Origin of the sequence: Sphingomonas endolithica (assembly GCF_025231525.1) — a bacterium.
In the GTDB taxonomy this organism is placed as follows: domain Bacteria; phylum Pseudomonadota; class Alphaproteobacteria; order Sphingomonadales; family Sphingomonadaceae; genus Sphingomonas; species Sphingomonas endolithica.
In genome coordinates, this window is the sequence record NZ_CP103057.1 from 1,430,179 (window position 1) to 1,445,253 (window position 15,075).

Genomic DNA, 15,075 nt, shown 5'->3' on the forward strand with positions numbered 1-15,075 from the left:
GCGACCCTATAGCCCGTGCCATGCAGCGGCTGGACGGCAGCGCGGCGGTCCCCTCGCATCTGGCAGGCGGCATCGTGGCGCTCGGCAATTTCGACGGGTTCCACCTCGGTCACCAGGCGGTGGTCGGTGCGGCGATCGCGCGTGCGCGGGCCGAGGGGCGCCCTGCGCTCGTCGCCACGTTCGATCCGCATCCGGTGCGGTACTTCCGGCCCGATAGTCCACCATTCCGGCTGACCACGCTCGACCAGCGCGAGGCCCTGTTTGCCGCGGCGGGCGCGGACGCGATGGTCGTGTTCGGCTTCGACCAGGCCTTGGCGAGCCTGACTGCGGCTGAATTTATTTCCGAACGTCTGATCGGTGCGCTGGACATCAAGGGCGTGGTCACGGGCGAGGACTTCACCTTCGGCAAGGGTAAAAGCGGCACGATCGCTACCTTGGCCGAGGCAGGCGACCGGCTTGGCTTCTCGGTCGAGACCGTTGCTCCGGTGACACTGGACGGCGAGATCGTGTCGTCGAGCCGCATCCGCGATGCGTTGATCGCCGGCGACCCGCGCGGCGCGGCGCGGCTGCTGACCCGTCCGTATGCCATCCGGGGCACGGTGCAGCATGGCGACAAGCTGGGGCGGACGATCGGCTACCCCACCGCCAATGTCGACATGGCCAATTACCTGCGCCCTGCGTACGGCATCTACGCCGTGCGCGGCCGGCTGGCGGATGGACGCGTGTTGGCCGGGGCGGCGAATCTCGGTATCCGCCCGACCTTCGACCCGCCCAAGGAGCTGCTCGAGCCGTTCTTCTTCGACTTTGCCGAGGATCTTTACGGCCAGACGATCGAGGTCGAGTTGATCGACTTCCTGCGCGCCGAGGCCAAGTTCGACAGCTTGGACGCGCTGACCGCGCAGATGGACTTGGATTGCGCGCGGGCGCGGATGATCCTGGCGGGCTAGGCTGCTTACATCGACCCTTCGCTCGACACAAACGGATGGGCGTGACTTGAGCAAGAGGTCGGTCGCGGCAGCGCCGCTTAATAGATGCCTTCTTCGCGTTGCAGGAAGTCCGTGTCGCGACGCTGTTCGGCGCGGCTGGCGGCGGCGGCCTTGTCGGCGCGGGCACGGGCGACGGCGGCGGCGAGTGCTGGGTCGGCCATTACGCCGGCGCGACGGATCGCGCGGCGCGGTTCGCTTTCCGGCTTGAACGCTTCCCAGATCACGCCGGCCTTAGGATCGTTGCCGGGCCAGGCGCCGTAGACCGGTTTGCCGCTGGCACGATCGACGCGCACCATGCGCACGCCAGGGGGGCCGCGGAAAGGCAGCTTTTCCATGCCTTCATAGGCCTTGATCGCCCATTGCTTGAAGATCGGCGCGGCGACCGTGCCGCCCTGTGCCGCACCGCCCAATTTCCGCGGCGTGTCGTAGCCGATATAGACGCCGGCGATCATCTGCGGCGTCCCGCCGATGAACCACACGTCGGTCGGCCCCGAATTGGTGCCGGTCTTGCCGAACATCGGACGATCGAGATCGCGCAGCACCGTCGCCGTGCCGCGCTGGATCACGCCCTCGGCGATGTGGACCATCTGATAGGCGCTGATCGCGTCCAGCACCTGCTTGCCGCGGATCATCGGGCGCGGCATCGCCTTGCCGTTCCAGTCGGGCGCGTTGCAGCCGTCGCAGGCGCGCCAGTTGGTGGGCCACACCACCTTGCCATGGCGGTCCTGGGCGAAATCGATCAGCGTCGCCGGGTGCGCGCGGCCCTGGTTGGCCAGGATCGTATAGGCGTTGACCATGCGCGACACGGTCGTCTCCCCGGCGCCGAGTGCGAACGACAGATAGGACGGGTACTTGCCCACGCCGATCCGGTCCATCAGCCCAACGACCTTGTCCATGCCGGTCTGGTTGGCGATCTTGACCGTCATCAGGTTGCGCGACTGTTCCAGACCCCAGCGCATGGTGTGCGGCCCCGCACCGCGCATGTTGCCGAAATTGCGGAAGCATTTCTGCCCCAGCCGGGCGCCCTGATAGACGCAGAACGGACCGTCGACGACGATCGAGGCCGGCGTCATGCCGTTCGCCAGCGCGGCTGCATAGACGATGGGCTTGATCGTCGATCCAGGCTGGCGCTGCGCCTGGGTGGCGCGGTTGAAAGACTGGAGCCGCGCGTCGAAGCCGCCTTGCATCGCCAGCACCCGCCCGGTGGCGGGTTCCTCCACCACGAAGCCGCCCGATATCTTGGGCACGCTGCGCAAGGAGAACGTGCCACCTTCGGGTGCGACCGCGATGATATCGCCGACCTTCAGCGCGTTGAAGGCATTGCCCCCCTCGCCACGCACCGGCATCTGCGCCGCCGAACGCGGCAGTTCCGCCGTCTGGCCGTTGCTGAACCCGATCGTCGCCGCACTGCCACCGGTCGAGGTGACGATCGCTGCGCGCCAGTCGCGGTAATCGAGACCGATATTGGTGTTGAGCAGGACGCTCTGCCAATTGTCGCCGTCGATCTCGACATGCCGCAGCGGGCCGGACCAGCCGCGACCGCGGTCGAAGCGGAGCAGGCCGTCGCGCAATGCTTCCTGCGCATATTGCTGCTGCTTGACGTCGAACGAAGTGCGCACCCACAGGCCGCCGGCATAGACGCTGTACGGTCCGACCTTGCCGTCCTCACCGAACTTGTCGATCAGCTGGCGGCGGACTTCCTCGACGAAATAGCCGGAACCGGCGACCTGCTGCTTGGGTGACTGGCGGGGGACGGTGCCGAGCGGTTCGGCATTGGCGGTCTGGTACTGGCTGGCGGTGATGAAGCCGTTCTTGACCATCTCGCTCAGCACATAGTTGCGGCGGTCCAACGCCTTTTGCGTGTTGCGGATCGGATCGTAGTTGGACGGGCCCTTGGGCAGGATGGCGAGATAGGCCATCTGTGCCAGATCGAGGTCGTTCAGATCCTTGCCGAAATAGGCGTAGCTAGCGGCGGCGACGCCGAAGGCGTTGCGGCCCAAAGCGATCTGGTTGAGGTAAAGCTCCAGGATCTGCTGCTTGGTCAGCGCATCCTCGATGCGGTAGGCCAGGATCGCTTCCTTGGCCTTGCGCATATAGCTCGTCTCGTTGCCGATCAGCAGGTTTTTGGCGACCTGCTGCGTGATCGTCGAGGCGCCGACCGGGCGGCGGTTGCTGCGCATGTTGCTGACGATGGCGGCGGCGATGCCGGGATAGTCGACGCCGTGATGCTCGAAGAAGGTACGGTCCTCGGCGGCGAGGAAGGCGCGGACCAGCAAGGGCGGATATTCGGCGTAGCTGAGTTCGACGCGGCGTTCGCGGGCATAGCTGTGGATCGGGACGCCATCGATGCCACGGACGTTGGTGGGGAGTGGCGGTTCGTAGGCGCGGAGTTTGTCGACCGAGGGGAGATCACGGGCGACGAGCAGCCAGAGGGCGAGCAGGCCGATCGCCGCCAGCAGCGCCAGATAGATCGGCCAGCGGACCCACCACCGCCCCCAGATACGCTGCACGGCACCGCGGAAGCCGCCGACATCGCGGCGGAGGCGGAAATTGACGGTATCGGATTCGCTTGCGGCCATATGAACCCCAAGCCTCTAGCAACTTTACCGGGGCATGCCAGCCCAAGGCGCACGGGCGGCGCGATGCCGCCCGTGCACTTCGGCGATTAGCGGCAGCGGGTGCCGTTGCCGTTGCGGCCACGGCGGCCGCGATTGTCGTCGCTCTTGTCGATCGCCTGGCCGGCCAGCGCACCGCCGGCGGCACCGATGATCGCGCCGAGCAGGCCCGAACCGCCGGGCGCGATCGCGGCACCCAGGGCACCACCGGCGACACCGCCGACGATCAGGCCGGTCGTGCCGTCCTGGCGGCGGCAGTAATAGCGGCCGTCATTGCCGCGATAGACGCGGTCGTTGGAGGACAATTCACGCTCGCGGTAGCGGCGGTTATCTTCGCGGTAGTAACGGCCGGCATCGTAGCCACCGTAGGCGGGATCCGGATTGTTGTAATCGTAGCGGCTATAGTCGCTGGAATAGCCGGGACGACCACCATTGTCATAGGTGCTGCAGCCGGCGACCAGGGTCGAGGCAGCGGCGGCGAGGCCGAGAGTCAGAGCGCGCATCATCATTCTCCTGTTGAATGACTAGCCAATGCCGCCCCGAGGCTATTCGTTCCGCGTCAGTGACGATTTGCGCGCGACGTCCCCCTCGTCCTCCTGCCCGCGATCGAGGCTGCTGCCGGGGAAACGGGCGCCGCCCGCCTCCTGATGCTCGGTCGAGATGTTCGGCGCGGGCTGCGTCTCGGTCGGCGTGTTGGCGCCCGCGGTCTTTTCCTGCTCGGTAGAGAGGTTGGGCGCCGGTTGCGTTTCGGTCGGCGTCGGCCGGGTCGCGTCGTCGGTCATGATCACGTCCTTCAGTTGGAGGCGCCGGTCTGGCTGTTCATCGTGCCCGCTTCGGCGACGAGGCTGGGCGCCGGGCCAGTGGCGGGGCGCAGCGCCTCGCGCTCGGCGGGGGACATCGGCGCGTCCATGTCGGGACGGAAGGCGACGGGCGCGCGATCGTCCGGGCCGGGATGCGGCTTGTCGGCGGCGAGATCCGGCGCGGCATGCTCGGCCGAGCCGGGGGCGACCCAGGCGGAGATCTGACGACGGGCGAGGAAACCGGCGACTGCGGCACCGACCGCGACCAACGCCCCGCCAATCGACAGAACCGTCGTGGTGTCGAACGTCCGCGCCGGCGCCGCCTTCGCCGCAGGCTTGCGCGTGCGCGTGGCCGGCTTGGCGGCGGCGGACTTGGCGGCAGCCGATTTGGCGGCGGTGGTTCTGCCGGCGGCCGGCTGGCGAGGTTTGCGGGTGGTGGGCGTGGTGGCCATGCGGCGGCTCCCTTTAATGATGACAGGGCGTTCAACGGGCGGGACGCGTGGCCGTTCCGTATCGCCTGCGCATCGATCAGGCGGGGGCGAGCGCCGCCTGCTCCGCGGCATGGGCCGCTTCCTCGGCATCCGCCTCCGCCGCCAGCGTGGCCGCGGCCTCGGCATGTTCGCGGCGGCGCTCGGCGAGGAGCAGGTCGAAGAAGGCGTCGCGCACCTCGGCCATATAGGCCTCCTCGGGGGTGGGTTCGTCCTCGGGATCGCCGTACAGCTCCTGTTCGTAGAAGCTCAACTGGCGTTCGTAGGTCTCCATGCCGAACACGCCATCCTCGATGCCGCAGAAATCGGCCGGCGGCGGGAAATCGGTGCGCCATTCATTGGCCCGGCGCTCCCACCAGATGTGGTCGGCACCGGCCTGTGCCGGGTCGAGCAGCTCCGAATGTTGAGACTCTTGTGTGTCCGGCGCGTCTTCCTCTTGCTCGGGCGGCGCCTCGGCAAAGGCGACGAGGCCGGCGGCTTCGGCGCGGGCCCATTGCTCGGCGGTCCAGTCTGCGCGGGCGGCGGGATCGAGATCGGCGATGGCCACCTCCCCTGCCGTGGCGACGCCGGTGCGGACGAGGCGATCGGCAGCGGCCAGCGCATAGATCGGCGCGAGATCGCGCTGGTCCTCGGCGAAATCCTGGCAGCGGCGGGCGAGGAACAGGCCGGCGCGGGCGGGCCCGTCATCCTGATCGACCAGCCCCAGGAAGGCGTCGAATTCCTGCGCGACGAGCCGCGCTGCCTTCACATCGGCATCGGGCGCCTGTTCGACCTGGCGATCGAGCCGCGCGAGCAGGCTCATGCCGAGGCGATTGTCGAGGCGGTGGCGAGTGATGGTGCTGCCGTCGTCGCGGGTGATGGTATCGACCTGTCCGTGGAGCGCGCGAACCATCAATCGTTCGGCGACGGCTTCGCGCGCGAGCAAGGTGGCGGCGCGCCAGCCGAGCGCGAAGGCGGCGCCCCTGGGGCTGCGGCGGAACGCGTAGGCGGAGGAGGTGGACAGGCCGACACAGGCGCAGGCGACCTCGACGCCGAGCCCCTCGGCGATCGCCTCCAGGAACATGCGCTGCGCGGCGGCGGACCAGCCGTCCTGGCGGCGCGACGCGGTGAGCGGAATGGTGTCGTCGGGCGTGGCGTCGGCCGGGTTGGGGGCGGCGGCGGCGAAGGTGGCGGTGGGGATGTGGACGGTCATGCGTGCCTCCTCATGGGAACAGAAGGCGAACTATGTATGTCAGGATGGGGCTTGTAGGACAGCCCCGCCGGTGTTGGATTTAGCGGCAGCTAATCCGCACGGATTAGGCGGGGCCGGCCGGGGTCGCTCGGGCGACGACCGACGGCGCGGCTATGTGCGCGAGAACGGATGTTTGGTATTGGCAGGGCGGGCGACCCTCGCTGAGATTACTCACGGCTTTCCAAGGTTGGTCGAAGTAGACTTGGCCGCCGGCTTTCCTTTGCCGCCCATCGAAAATCCCTGTCCTTTGCGCGGAGGCTCTGCGGGCTGGTGACGGTGTTAGGCTGCCTTGTCATCCAGGTCTCTGGCAGCTTCCATTTCAGCTACGTCATCGGTGAAGTCCAAGATCATCTGGATTGGCCTACCCGCCGCTCGAGCAGAATTAAAATGATCAACGTCCTGCTTCACCTGATAGCAATCGTTAGCGATTGCTTTGCGACGTTGAGAGAACGACTTCTCCATGAAGACCCGTGGCGCGCTGTCGATATCTGCCCAAAGGACTAGTTGCACACCTCCGATGCTTTGCCGAACCGAATGTTTGGCTCTATAAAGACGGCCGTCGCTATCGAGCCTCTTTTCCTCGCGCAGACTGTCTGCAAGCGCCTCTCTGCACAACTTGAGGACACTACGGGGAGTAGGAGAGAACATTCCTTCCGTTATCGCCCACTCCGCTACTGCGTCCAGCGACACTGGTTCGGACCCGACTTTGTCCATATATGCACCAAAAATATGTTGCATTTGCTCTTTATAATTTGCCACCACGTACCTCTACAAATGAATTTCTGGAACAATGCCCCATCCGTCAGCGGGAGCATCCGCGAGCAGGTAGCGTCTAACCGAAACCTGATACTTTCTTAGATAATCATATCGTCCCATTCTTTTCTGCAGCTGTCCGACTACAATCGCCGGATGTACGTTGTTAATACTAGCAAATCCAACAACATCTTTCTCAGAAAAGTAAGGGGCTTTTCTTGCGTAAAAGGAGTTCATACTTTTCTTAGGGACACAGAATTCTGCAGCAGCGTCGTTCGCAAGGACCTCTTCTTCTATACCATCGTTCATCTCTGAGAGATTGTCGATGATTCCGATCGTACCTTTTCCATGACCAAGCAAAACATGCTCAATCTCGTGCCTCACGACGAACCAGAAATTATCAAGCCTGTCGTGAAGATTAGAAAGGCCAATCACCGGCTCATCATCCGCAAGCCAAGTGCAAACCCCGTCGATCTTAGCTCCTGGTAGAGCCTCCACAACCACTACCCGCACACCGCACTCAGCCAGCAATTCGATGGCCTCGGAAACTGCCTCGGGCTGAATCATTAGAGCTCTCAGCCGGTGTAAATCAGCTCGTAACTTGGCTGGATCGAATTTGGCCACCGTGACAACACGCGCGATCTGCCTAACTCGAAAAACCCAAGCTATCTGACTTGGCGTATTTTCGTCATAATGAGTACGCTTTGCGGCAAATGCTACCTTCGCACTGCCGTTATCATTCGCATTTTCAAAGAACCGATTCACCTGAAGCTCAAGCAACGATCCCTCAGCATCCGCTATCCATCCCCGTCGGATCATATCGCGAATTGGGAAGGCCCCTTGAAGAACCGCTCTCGTCCTCACCCCAGGATCGGGCTCTTTGGCACGACTGATGTCATACTGACTCTGAAGGTTGGCAAAAAACTGGGCATCTACACCAAAGGCATCTCCGAGCAACTTTGCCATATCTGCACTAATCGCACGCTTACCCGACAACAGAGGGTTAAGTTGTTGCTCAGTCTGACCTAGGATGAACGCCAGATCACGCTGTGACCATTGGCGAGCATTCAACTCATCTTTAATAAACTCACCTGGAGCTCGTAGCTCTACAGATTTGCTGGTCTTCATAACACTTCCCCGGAAGGTTCAATTTTCTTGATAGCGATCACGACGGTCCGAGGACCCTCCAAATTATCAAATCGGACGGTCATCAGCCATTTATCGGTGATGGGTACCGAGTGCTGGCCCGGCAGTTCGGCGTTTGGCGCCAGCCCAAAACTTCGCCATTGTCTAAGGGTCACCAAGTCTGGAGAAGCTCGAATAATACTCAAGCGCGCGCGCGCGGTGCTTATAACGGCGAAGGGCAGAGACGTTTCAGCCGCCCGATGCGTTTCAATCAGCTCAAGCTGCGGATCGGCAAAGCTAACTTCCATCCTCGCCGTGTAGCCGCTCCCCGAGCCTTTTGCAAGACGCTACTTAACGGAAGGCGTTAAGTAGCGTTTTACGGCGCCAGTGACTTTGAGTGCGTGCGACAGTACGTTCCGGTACAAGGCAGGAAGATCAGCAATGGCATTATCCGCTCCTTTTTTTCTGGCCCTCATGGCGCAAGCGCCGCTCGCCCCGGCACTGGCCGAGGGGCGTAGCGACAAGATCACAGTGACCGTCACCGGCAACGGCCTGCGTTCCGACAGCGTGTCAGGCGACGAAACGGTCGCGTCCTGTGCGAGGTTTCGCCTGACCGCGCGACAGGTGCGGGGCTATTTCATGAAGGCAACGACGGTCGATGACCGGGCGTATAACCATGATCTCAATATGTCGCGCTGCTACGCTACCGGTACGGTTCGCCTGCCCGGTGGGGAAGGCGGCACGTGGTCGATCGACCGGGCGCGGCGGGGCGTGCTGGTGCGGCGTGACGGATCACACCGCTATATGGTCTGCACCGCCTGCCCTGCCCCGCCGTTCGAGGAACTCGACCCGGCCGACGCGCCGTAGCGCGCCGGCTTGGGGTCACTTCGCCGCCGCGCGTGCCTTGGGGGGTTTGGCGGGGGCGGGGATCGCCGCGCGCGGCTCCAGCAACGGCTTCAAATACCGCCCGGTAAAGCTCGCCGCGACCTTCACCACTTGCTCGGGCGTGCCCTGCGCGACGATCTCGCCGCCCTTCACGCCGCCCTCGGGGCCGAGATCGAGCACCCAGTCCGCGGTCTTGATGACATCGAGATTGTGTTCGATGACGACCACCGTGTTGCCCTGCTCGACCAGTTGGTGGAGCACTTCGAGCAGCTTGCGCACGTCCTCGAAATGCAGGCCGGTGGTGGGTTCGTCGAGGATGTAGAGCGTCTGGCCGGTGGCGCGGCGGGACAGTTCCTTGGCGAGCTTGACGCGCTGCGCTTCGCCGCCCGACAGGGTCGTCGCCTGCTGGCCGACCTTGACGTAGCCGAGACCGACCTCGACCAGCATCGCCATCTTGTCGCGGATCGGCGGCACCGCCTTGAAGAATTCGACCGCATCCTCGACCGTCATGTCGAGCACGTCGGCGATGCTCTTGCCCTTGAACTTCACCTCCAGCGTCTCGCGATTGTAGCGCGCGCCGTGGCACACGTCGCAGGTGACGTAGACGTCGGGGAGGAAGTGCATCTCGATCTTGAGCAGGCCGTCGCCCTGGCATGCCTCGCAGCGGCCGCCCTTGACGTTGAAGCTGAAGCGGCCGGGCTTGTAGCCGCGCGCGGCGGATTCGGGGAGGCCGGCGAACCAGTCGCGGATCTGCGTGAAGGCGCCGGTATAGGTGGCGGGGTTGCTGCGCGGGGTGCGGCCGATCGGCGACTGATCGATGTCGATCACCTTATCGAGATATTGCAGACCGGTGATCTTGTCGTGCTTGCCCTGCACGATGCGCGCGCCGTTCAGCTCGCGCGCGGCGGCGGCATAGAGCGTGTCGATGGTGAAACTCGACTTGCCCGAGCCGGAGACGCCGGTGATGCAGGTGAAGGTGCCGAGCGGGAGCGACGCGGTGACGCCGCGCAGGTTGTTGGCGACGGCATTGTGGACGGTGATCTTCTTGCCGTTGCCCTTGCGCCGGGTGGTGGGCACGGCGACTTCGCGGCGGCCCATCAGGTAATCGGCGGTGATGCTGCCTTCGGTGCCCAGCACTTCCTCCAGCGTGCCCTGGGCGACGACTTCGCCGCCATGGACGCCGGCGCCGGGGCCCATATCGATGACGTAGTCGGCGGTGCGGATCGCGTCCTCGTCATGCTCGACGACGAGCACGGTGTTGCCGAGATCGCGCAGGCGGCGGAGCGTCTTGAGCAGCATGTCGTTGTCGCGCTGGTGCAGGCCGATGCTGGGCTCGTCGAGCACGTAGAGCACGCCGCTGAGCCCCGAGCCGATCTGCGACGCTAGGCGGATGCGCTGCGATTCGCCGCCGCTGAGCGTGCCGCTGGTGCGGTTGAGGTTGAGGTAATCGAGGCCGACATTGTTGAGGAAGCCGATACGCTCGAGGATTTCCTTGAGGATGCGTTCGGCGATGGCGTTCTGCTGGTCGCCGAGCTGGCTCGGGACTTGTTCGAACCAGGCGAGCGCGTCGACCACCGACAGGCGGGTGACCGAGGAAATGTCACGCATGCCGATCTTGACCGCCAGCGCCTCGGGCTTGAGGCGGGCGCCGTGGCAGACCTCGCACGGGGCGCTGGACTGGTACTTGCTCAGTTCCTCGCGCATCCAGGCGGATTCGGTCTGCATCAGGCGGCGGTTGAGGTTGCCGATCACGCCTTCGAACGGCTTCTTGACGTCGTACGACTTCTTGCCGTCGATGAAGGTGAGCGTGACGGGCTTGCCCTGGGTGCCGTAGAGGATCGTGTCCTGGATCTCCGGCGGCAGGTCGGCCCAGGCGGTGTCGACGTCGAACTTGAATTCTCGCGCGAGGCTGCCGAGCACCTGCATGTAATAGGGGCTGGGCGGGTTGGACTTGGCCCAGGGGACGACCGCGCCCTTCTTGATGCTGAGCGCGTGGTTGGGGACGACGAGATCGGCGTCGAACAGCATCTTTTCACCGAGGCCATCGCAGGCCGGGCACGCGCCTTGCGGGGCGTTGAACGAGAACAGCCGCGGCTCGATCTCGGCGATGGTGAAGCCGCTGATCGGGCAGGCGAACTTTTCGCTGAACACGATGCGGCCCGGGGGCGCGTTGTCGCCGAGGATTTCCTGCTTGGGCGTGTGCGCCTCGACCGGATCGGCGGGATCGACATAGGCCAGGCCTTCGGCGAGCTTCAGCGCGGCTTCGAACGATTCCGCGAGACGCGTGGCGACGCCCTCGCCGACGACCAGGCGATCGACCACGACTTCGATGTCATGCTTGTACTTCTTGTCGATCGCCGGCGCTTCGTCGATCTCGTAGATCTCGCCGTCGATGCGGACGCGGGTGAAGCCGGCTTTCTGCCACTCAAGCAGTTCCTTCTTATACTCGCCCTTGCGCCCGCGCACGACCGGCGCCAGCAAATACAGCCGCGTGCCCTCGGGCAGCGCCATGACGCGATCGACCATCTGGCTGACGGTCTGCGCGGCGATCGGCAGCCCGGTCGCGGGCGAGTACGGGATGCCGACGCGCGCCCACAGCAGGCGCATGTAATCGTAGATTTCGGTGACCGTCGCAACGGTGGAGCGCGGGTTGCGGCTGGTGGTCTTCTGCTCGATCGAGATGGCGGGCGACAGGCCCTCGATATGATCGACGTCGGGCTTCTGCATCAACTCCAGGAACTGGCGGGCATAGGCCGAGAGCGATTCGACGTAGCGGCGCTGGCCCTCGGCATAGATCGTGTCGAAGGCCAGGCTCGATTTGCCCGAGCCCGACAGGCCGGTGATCACCGTCAGCGTATCGCGCGGGATGTCGATCGAGACATCCTTGAGGTTATGTTCGCGCGCACCGCGCACGGAGATATGAGTCAGCATGCGGGGAGTTCTACTTCTGTTCTGATCGGGATGCCAGTGTTGAAGATAGGGCGCCGGGGCTGCGGTTGCCAGCGGCCGCGAACGGCGCGCGGCTATTGGGGCGTGCGGTGCAGGATCGAAGCGATGCGGCGTAGCTCCATGCGCAACGCCGGCACGGCATGGTCGACAAAGGCGCGGACGGGCCCACCCCTGCCGCGCTCCGGGTGGAACACCAAGTGAACGGGCACCGGCGGCGGCTCGAAGGCGTCGAGGATAGCAACGAGGCGCCCCGCCGCGACATCCTCCGCCACCTGATACGCCCGGGCTCGGATCAGCCCATGCCCGCGCAATGCCGCATCGATGGCCGCCCCGGCATTGTTGAGGCTGAGCCGTGTCGGCACCCGGACGGAGCGCACGCGCGCGCCGGCCTGCGCCGCGCCGAACGGCCAGAGCTCGCCATCGCCCTCCGCGTTCAGACCGATGCAATCGTGCTGCGCCAGCTCCTGCGGGCTTGCGGGCGCGCCGGCCCGGGCGAGATAATCGGGTGCGGCGCAGACCAGGATGCGCAGCTCGCCGAGCTTGATCGCGGTCATCGTGGAATCCGGCAGCGGGGCGAGCCGGACCGCCAGATCGATCCCCTCCCCAACCAGATCGACGAGCCGGTTCACCAACACGATGCGGGCGGACACCAGCGGCTCGCGGCGCAGGAAGGGTTCGAGCACCGGCATCACCTTCAGGCGGCCGAACAGTTCGGGGGCGGTCAGGACGATGCCGCCTCGGAGCGGGCCAGCAGCGGCTGACGGCGCGATCTCTGCGAGCCTGGCGAGCACCTCGCGCCAGATCGTCACATGACGGTCGCCCGCGGCGGTCAGGCTCAGGCGGCGCGTCGAGCGCAGCAGCAGGGTTTCGCCGGCAAGCCCTTCCAGCAGCGCGACTGCGCGCGTGACGGTGGCGGCGGAGCGGCCATGGCGCCGGGCGGCGGCGGCGAGCGAGCCATCGTCCACCGCCGCCACGAACAGCGCCATTGCCTCGAGCCGATCCATCGTTGCGATTGCTGCAACCGAGCCGACCGGAATGCAAGCGTTCTGCCGGATCCAGAAAGGTCTATCTTGGTGGCAACGAAGGAAAAGCCATGTCACCTGCCACCGCTACGCCGTCACGCCGCACGCTCCTGACCACGCTCGCCGCGGGATCGGCCGTCATGGCCACGCCGCGCATCGCCGAGGCGCGCGGCCTGCCCTCCATCTCAAAGGAAGCCGCAATGTCCGCCGTCCGCTATCGCACCCAGCGCGTTGGGGACGTGGACGTCTTCTACCGCGAGGCAGGGTCAGTGGGCGCGCCCGTCATCCTGCTGTTGCACGGCTTCCCGACCTCGAGCCACATGTTCCGCGACCTGATCCCGGCGCTGGCGGACACATATCACGTGATCGCGCCTGACCTGCCGGGGTTCGGCCAGACCAAGGCGCCACCGCGCGGCACGTTCGACTATAGTTTCGATGCGCTGGCAGCGGTGATCGGCGGGTTCGTCGAGGCGATCGGGCTGGTGCGCTATGCACTCTACATCTTCGATTATGGTGCGCCGGTCGGGCTGCGCCTGGCCATGCAGCATCCAGAACGGGTGAGCGCGATCATCACGCAGAACGGCAACGCCTATGTCGAGGGGTTCAGCAAGGATTGGGGGGCGTGGGAAACCTATTGGCGCGAGCCGACGCCGGCGCACCGCGCGGCGACGCGCGTGTCGCTGAGCGACGCGGCGATCCGCTTCCAGCACGAGCATGGCGCGCCGGCGGGATCGGTGTCGCCCGACGGGTATCTGCTCGACACCTTCTACATGCACCGCGCGGGGGCGGAGGAGATCCAGCTCGATCTGATTCTGAGTTACCGGACCAACGTGGCGCTGTATCCGGCCTTTCAGGCGTATTTTCGTGCGCATCGGCCGCCGGTGCTGGCGGTATGGGGGAAGAACGATGCGTTCTTCATTCCGCCCGGGGCAATGGCCTATCGGCGGGATAATCCGGATGCCGAGGTGCATCTGCTCGATGCCGGGCATTTCGTGCTGGAGACGCATTGTGCGGAGGTGGCCGGGTTGATGCGGGACTTCCTGGCTCGGCGGGTAGCGGGGTAGCGGGGTCTTTGCCCCATCCGTTGGTCGCTGCGCGCGCGGTGCGGGGTGGCGGCGTACCATCGCCGTCACCCCGGACTTGTTCGGGGGCCTAGCCCGCCAAGCAAGTACCGTCATGCTGAACTTGTTTCAGCATCCAGGCGCGGTCGCGCGCCTAACGGACACCGTCTTTGTGGTCGCTGACCGCGCCTGGATCCTGAAACAAGTTCAGGATGACGATAGTATTTTTTGAGTCGGCATGACTGACAACTTGTTCCGGGATCTGCGGTGCCGCGAACTCAGACGCCCTGAAGAGTGCGGCACCGTGGACCCCGGAACTAGTCCGGGGGACGAGCGGGATCGGGGGTCGGCTACTGCCGCCCTCGTTATTGCAGCGACAGTTCGGGCACGTTGGCGGGCACCTTGCCGAGCTGCATCTGGCGGGCGAAGATGTCGCGCATCAGGGAGAGCGAGAAGAGGTGGGCGTAGAGCAGGGGCAGCATGCCGTTCTTGTGGATCTTGCGCAGCTGATCGCCGCGCAGGTCGTTCAACTTCTCTTCGTTGACCATCTGGAAGCCGCGATAGATGAACGGCTGTTCGGCGCCATCGGGCTGGATGGTGATTTCGCCGTCCATCAGCAGGCCCAGTTCCTGCAATTCGGTCATGAAGCTCGCCGTGCGGGCGCCGGCCTGTTCGAACGATTCGTTGAACGCCAGGATGTTGCGGACGAGTTCGCTCGGCTGGCCGTTCTCGAACATCGGCTCGCCATCCTCGAACGCGCCGATCGTGTCGGTCGTCGGATCGAAGCACAGCGACAATTCCTGCGCGTCGGGCGTCAGGCGCGCGAGCATGTAGGGATAGCGGCGGATATAGGCCGGAATGTACAGCGACTGTTCGATCAGCGCGCCGTCATCACCGATGAACACGTTGACGCCCTCGTTCATGCCCATCAGCGCGATCGGCACCGGCGCGTCGCCGACGGTGAACACGATCGGCATGTGGCGCTGCACCATGGTGAATTCGTCGACCGTGACCGGCACGGCATGCTGGCCGGCGAGGAACGGTGCGCGATCCGACTGGCGGACCTTGAAATTGGCGTGCGCCTCCGACGACAAAGGTTCGAGCGCGTTGTAGAACAGGGGAAGCTGCGACTGTTGCGGCGCGCTGGCCATGGGTATCTC

Annotated in this window: 14 protein-coding genes; 3 read left to right on the forward strand and 11 right to left on the reverse strand. The window is 65.0% G+C overall.

The features are described from left to right. The first annotated feature begins 20 nt into the window (after window positions 1-20). A complete protein-coding gene (locus NV382_RS06735; RefSeq protein WP_260599740.1) occupies window positions 21-947 on the forward strand; it encodes a bifunctional riboflavin kinase/FAD synthetase in 927 nt (308 codons plus the stop codon). 77 nt (window positions 948-1,024) lie between these two features. Here NV382_RS06735 and NV382_RS06740 read toward each other — a convergent pair whose 3' ends face one another. From NV382_RS06740 to NV382_RS06775, 8 genes are all read right to left on the reverse strand, one after another. Next, the gene (locus NV382_RS06740; RefSeq protein ID WP_260599741.1) at window positions 1,025-3,565 is read right to left on the reverse strand and encodes a penicillin-binding protein 1A; all 2,541 of its coding nucleotides are present in this window, start codon (window positions 3,563-3,565) and stop codon (window positions 1,025-1,027) included. A gap of 86 nt (window positions 3,566-3,651) precedes the next feature. After that, a complete protein-coding gene (locus NV382_RS06745; RefSeq protein WP_260599742.1) occupies window positions 3,652-4,104 on the reverse strand; it encodes a hypothetical protein in 453 nt (150 codons plus the stop codon). Between the two features lie 42 nt (window positions 4,105-4,146). Next, entirely contained in the window at window positions 4,147-4,383 is a 237-nt protein-coding gene (locus tag NV382_RS06750) for a hypothetical protein (protein ID WP_260599743.1), read from the reverse strand. Between the two features lie 11 nt (window positions 4,384-4,394). Next, window positions 4,395-4,853 carry a hypothetical protein gene (locus NV382_RS06755; RefSeq protein ID WP_260599744.1) on the reverse strand — a complete coding sequence of 153 codons (459 nt, stop codon included), beginning with the start codon at window positions 4,851-4,853 and terminating at the stop codon, window positions 4,395-4,397. Between the two features lie 76 nt (window positions 4,854-4,929). Continuing rightward, the gene (locus NV382_RS06760; RefSeq protein ID WP_260599745.1) at window positions 4,930-6,081 is read right to left on the reverse strand and encodes a hypothetical protein; all 1,152 of its coding nucleotides are present in this window, start codon (window positions 6,079-6,081) and stop codon (window positions 4,930-4,932) included. A gap of 318 nt (window positions 6,082-6,399) precedes the next feature. Then, window positions 6,400-6,879 (reverse strand): hypothetical protein, encoded by a 480-nt coding sequence (locus NV382_RS06765; RefSeq protein ID WP_260599746.1) that lies wholly within the window; start codon window positions 6,877-6,879, stop codon window positions 6,400-6,402. Between the two features lie 9 nt (window positions 6,880-6,888). Next, window positions 6,889-8,001 (reverse strand): helix-turn-helix domain-containing protein, encoded by a 1,113-nt coding sequence (locus NV382_RS06770; protein WP_260599747.1) that lies wholly within the window; start codon window positions 7,999-8,001, stop codon window positions 6,889-6,891. Then, entirely contained in the window at window positions 7,998-8,306 is a 309-nt protein-coding gene (locus NV382_RS06775; RefSeq protein WP_260599748.1) for a hypothetical protein, read from the reverse strand. The genes NV382_RS06770 and NV382_RS06775 overlap by 4 nt, the downstream gene beginning before the upstream one ends. Before the next feature lie 133 nt (window positions 8,307-8,439). Here NV382_RS06775 and NV382_RS06780 point away from each other — a divergent pair, with 133 nt between their 5' ends. Beyond that, complete coding sequence (locus NV382_RS06780; protein ID WP_260599749.1) at window positions 8,440-8,865, forward strand: hypothetical protein; 426 nt, start codon at window positions 8,440-8,442, stop codon at window positions 8,863-8,865. A gap of 15 nt (window positions 8,866-8,880) precedes the next feature. Here NV382_RS06780 and uvrA read toward each other — a convergent pair whose 3' ends face one another. Further along, window positions 8,881-11,814, reverse strand: coding sequence for an excinuclease ABC subunit UvrA (uvrA, locus tag NV382_RS06785; RefSeq protein WP_260599750.1), 2,934 nt, complete (start codon window positions 11,812-11,814; stop codon window positions 8,881-8,883). A 92-nt stretch (window positions 11,815-11,906) separates the two neighbouring features. After that, entirely contained in the window at window positions 11,907-12,836 is a 930-nt protein-coding gene (locus tag NV382_RS06790; protein ID WP_260599751.1) for a LysR family transcriptional regulator, read from the reverse strand. A gap of 89 nt (window positions 12,837-12,925) precedes the next feature. On the opposite strand from NV382_RS06790, the gene NV382_RS06795 reads away from it, so the two are divergent. Beyond that, a complete protein-coding gene (locus NV382_RS06795) occupies window positions 12,926-13,918 on the forward strand; it encodes an alpha/beta fold hydrolase (RefSeq protein ID WP_260599752.1) in 993 nt (330 codons plus the stop codon). A 362-nt stretch (window positions 13,919-14,280) separates the two neighbouring features. Here NV382_RS06795 and NV382_RS06800 read toward each other — a convergent pair whose 3' ends face one another. Next, on the reverse strand, window positions 14,281-15,066 hold the full coding sequence (locus tag NV382_RS06800) for a SapC family protein (protein ID WP_260599753.1): 786 nt from the start codon (window positions 15,064-15,066) through the stop codon (window positions 14,281-14,283). Between the last annotated feature and the right edge of the window lie 9 nt (window positions 15,067-15,075).

What these genes read in the sequence shown, in the direction of transcription:
- NV382_RS06735 (WP_260599740.1), top strand. Translation starts at nt 21, where the DNA reads ATGCAGCGGCTGGACGGCAGCGCGGCGGTCCCCTCGCATCTGGCAGGC.
- NV382_RS06740 (WP_260599741.1), bottom strand. Translation starts at nt 3,565, where the DNA reads ATGGCCGCAAGCGAATCCGATACCGTCAATTTCCGCCTCCGCCGCGAT.
- NV382_RS06745 (WP_260599742.1), bottom strand. Translation starts at nt 4,104, where the DNA reads ATGCGCGCTCTGACTCTCGGCCTCGCCGCCGCTGCCTCGACCCTGGTC.
- NV382_RS06750 (WP_260599743.1), bottom strand. Translation starts at nt 4,383, where the DNA reads ATGACCGACGACGCGACCCGGCCGACGCCGACCGAAACGCAACCGGCG.
- NV382_RS06755 (WP_260599744.1), bottom strand. Translation starts at nt 4,853, where the DNA reads ATGGCCACCACGCCCACCACCCGCAAACCTCGCCAGCCGGCCGCCGGC.
- NV382_RS06760 (WP_260599745.1), bottom strand. Translation starts at nt 6,081, where the DNA reads ATGACCGTCCACATCCCCACCGCCACCTTCGCCGCCGCCGCCCCCAAC.
- NV382_RS06770 (WP_260599747.1), bottom strand. Translation starts at nt 8,001, where the DNA reads ATGAAGACCAGCAAATCTGTAGAGCTACGAGCTCCAGGTGAGTTTATT.
- NV382_RS06775 (WP_260599748.1), bottom strand. Translation starts at nt 8,306, where the DNA reads ATGGAAGTTAGCTTTGCCGATCCGCAGCTTGAGCTGATTGAAACGCAT.
- NV382_RS06780 (WP_260599749.1), top strand. Translation starts at nt 8,440, where the DNA reads ATGGCATTATCCGCTCCTTTTTTTCTGGCCCTCATGGCGCAAGCGCCG.
- uvrA (WP_260599750.1), bottom strand. Translation starts at nt 11,814, where the DNA reads ATGCTGACTCATATCTCCGTGCGCGGTGCGCGCGAACATAACCTCAAG.
- NV382_RS06790 (WP_260599751.1), bottom strand. Translation starts at nt 12,836, where the DNA reads ATGGATCGGCTCGAGGCAATGGCGCTGTTCGTGGCGGCGGTGGACGAT.
- NV382_RS06795 (WP_260599752.1), top strand. Translation starts at nt 12,926, where the DNA reads ATGTCACCTGCCACCGCTACGCCGTCACGCCGCACGCTCCTGACCACG.
- NV382_RS06800 (WP_260599753.1), bottom strand. Translation starts at nt 15,066, where the DNA reads ATGGCCAGCGCGCCGCAACAGTCGCAGCTTCCCCTGTTCTACAACGCG.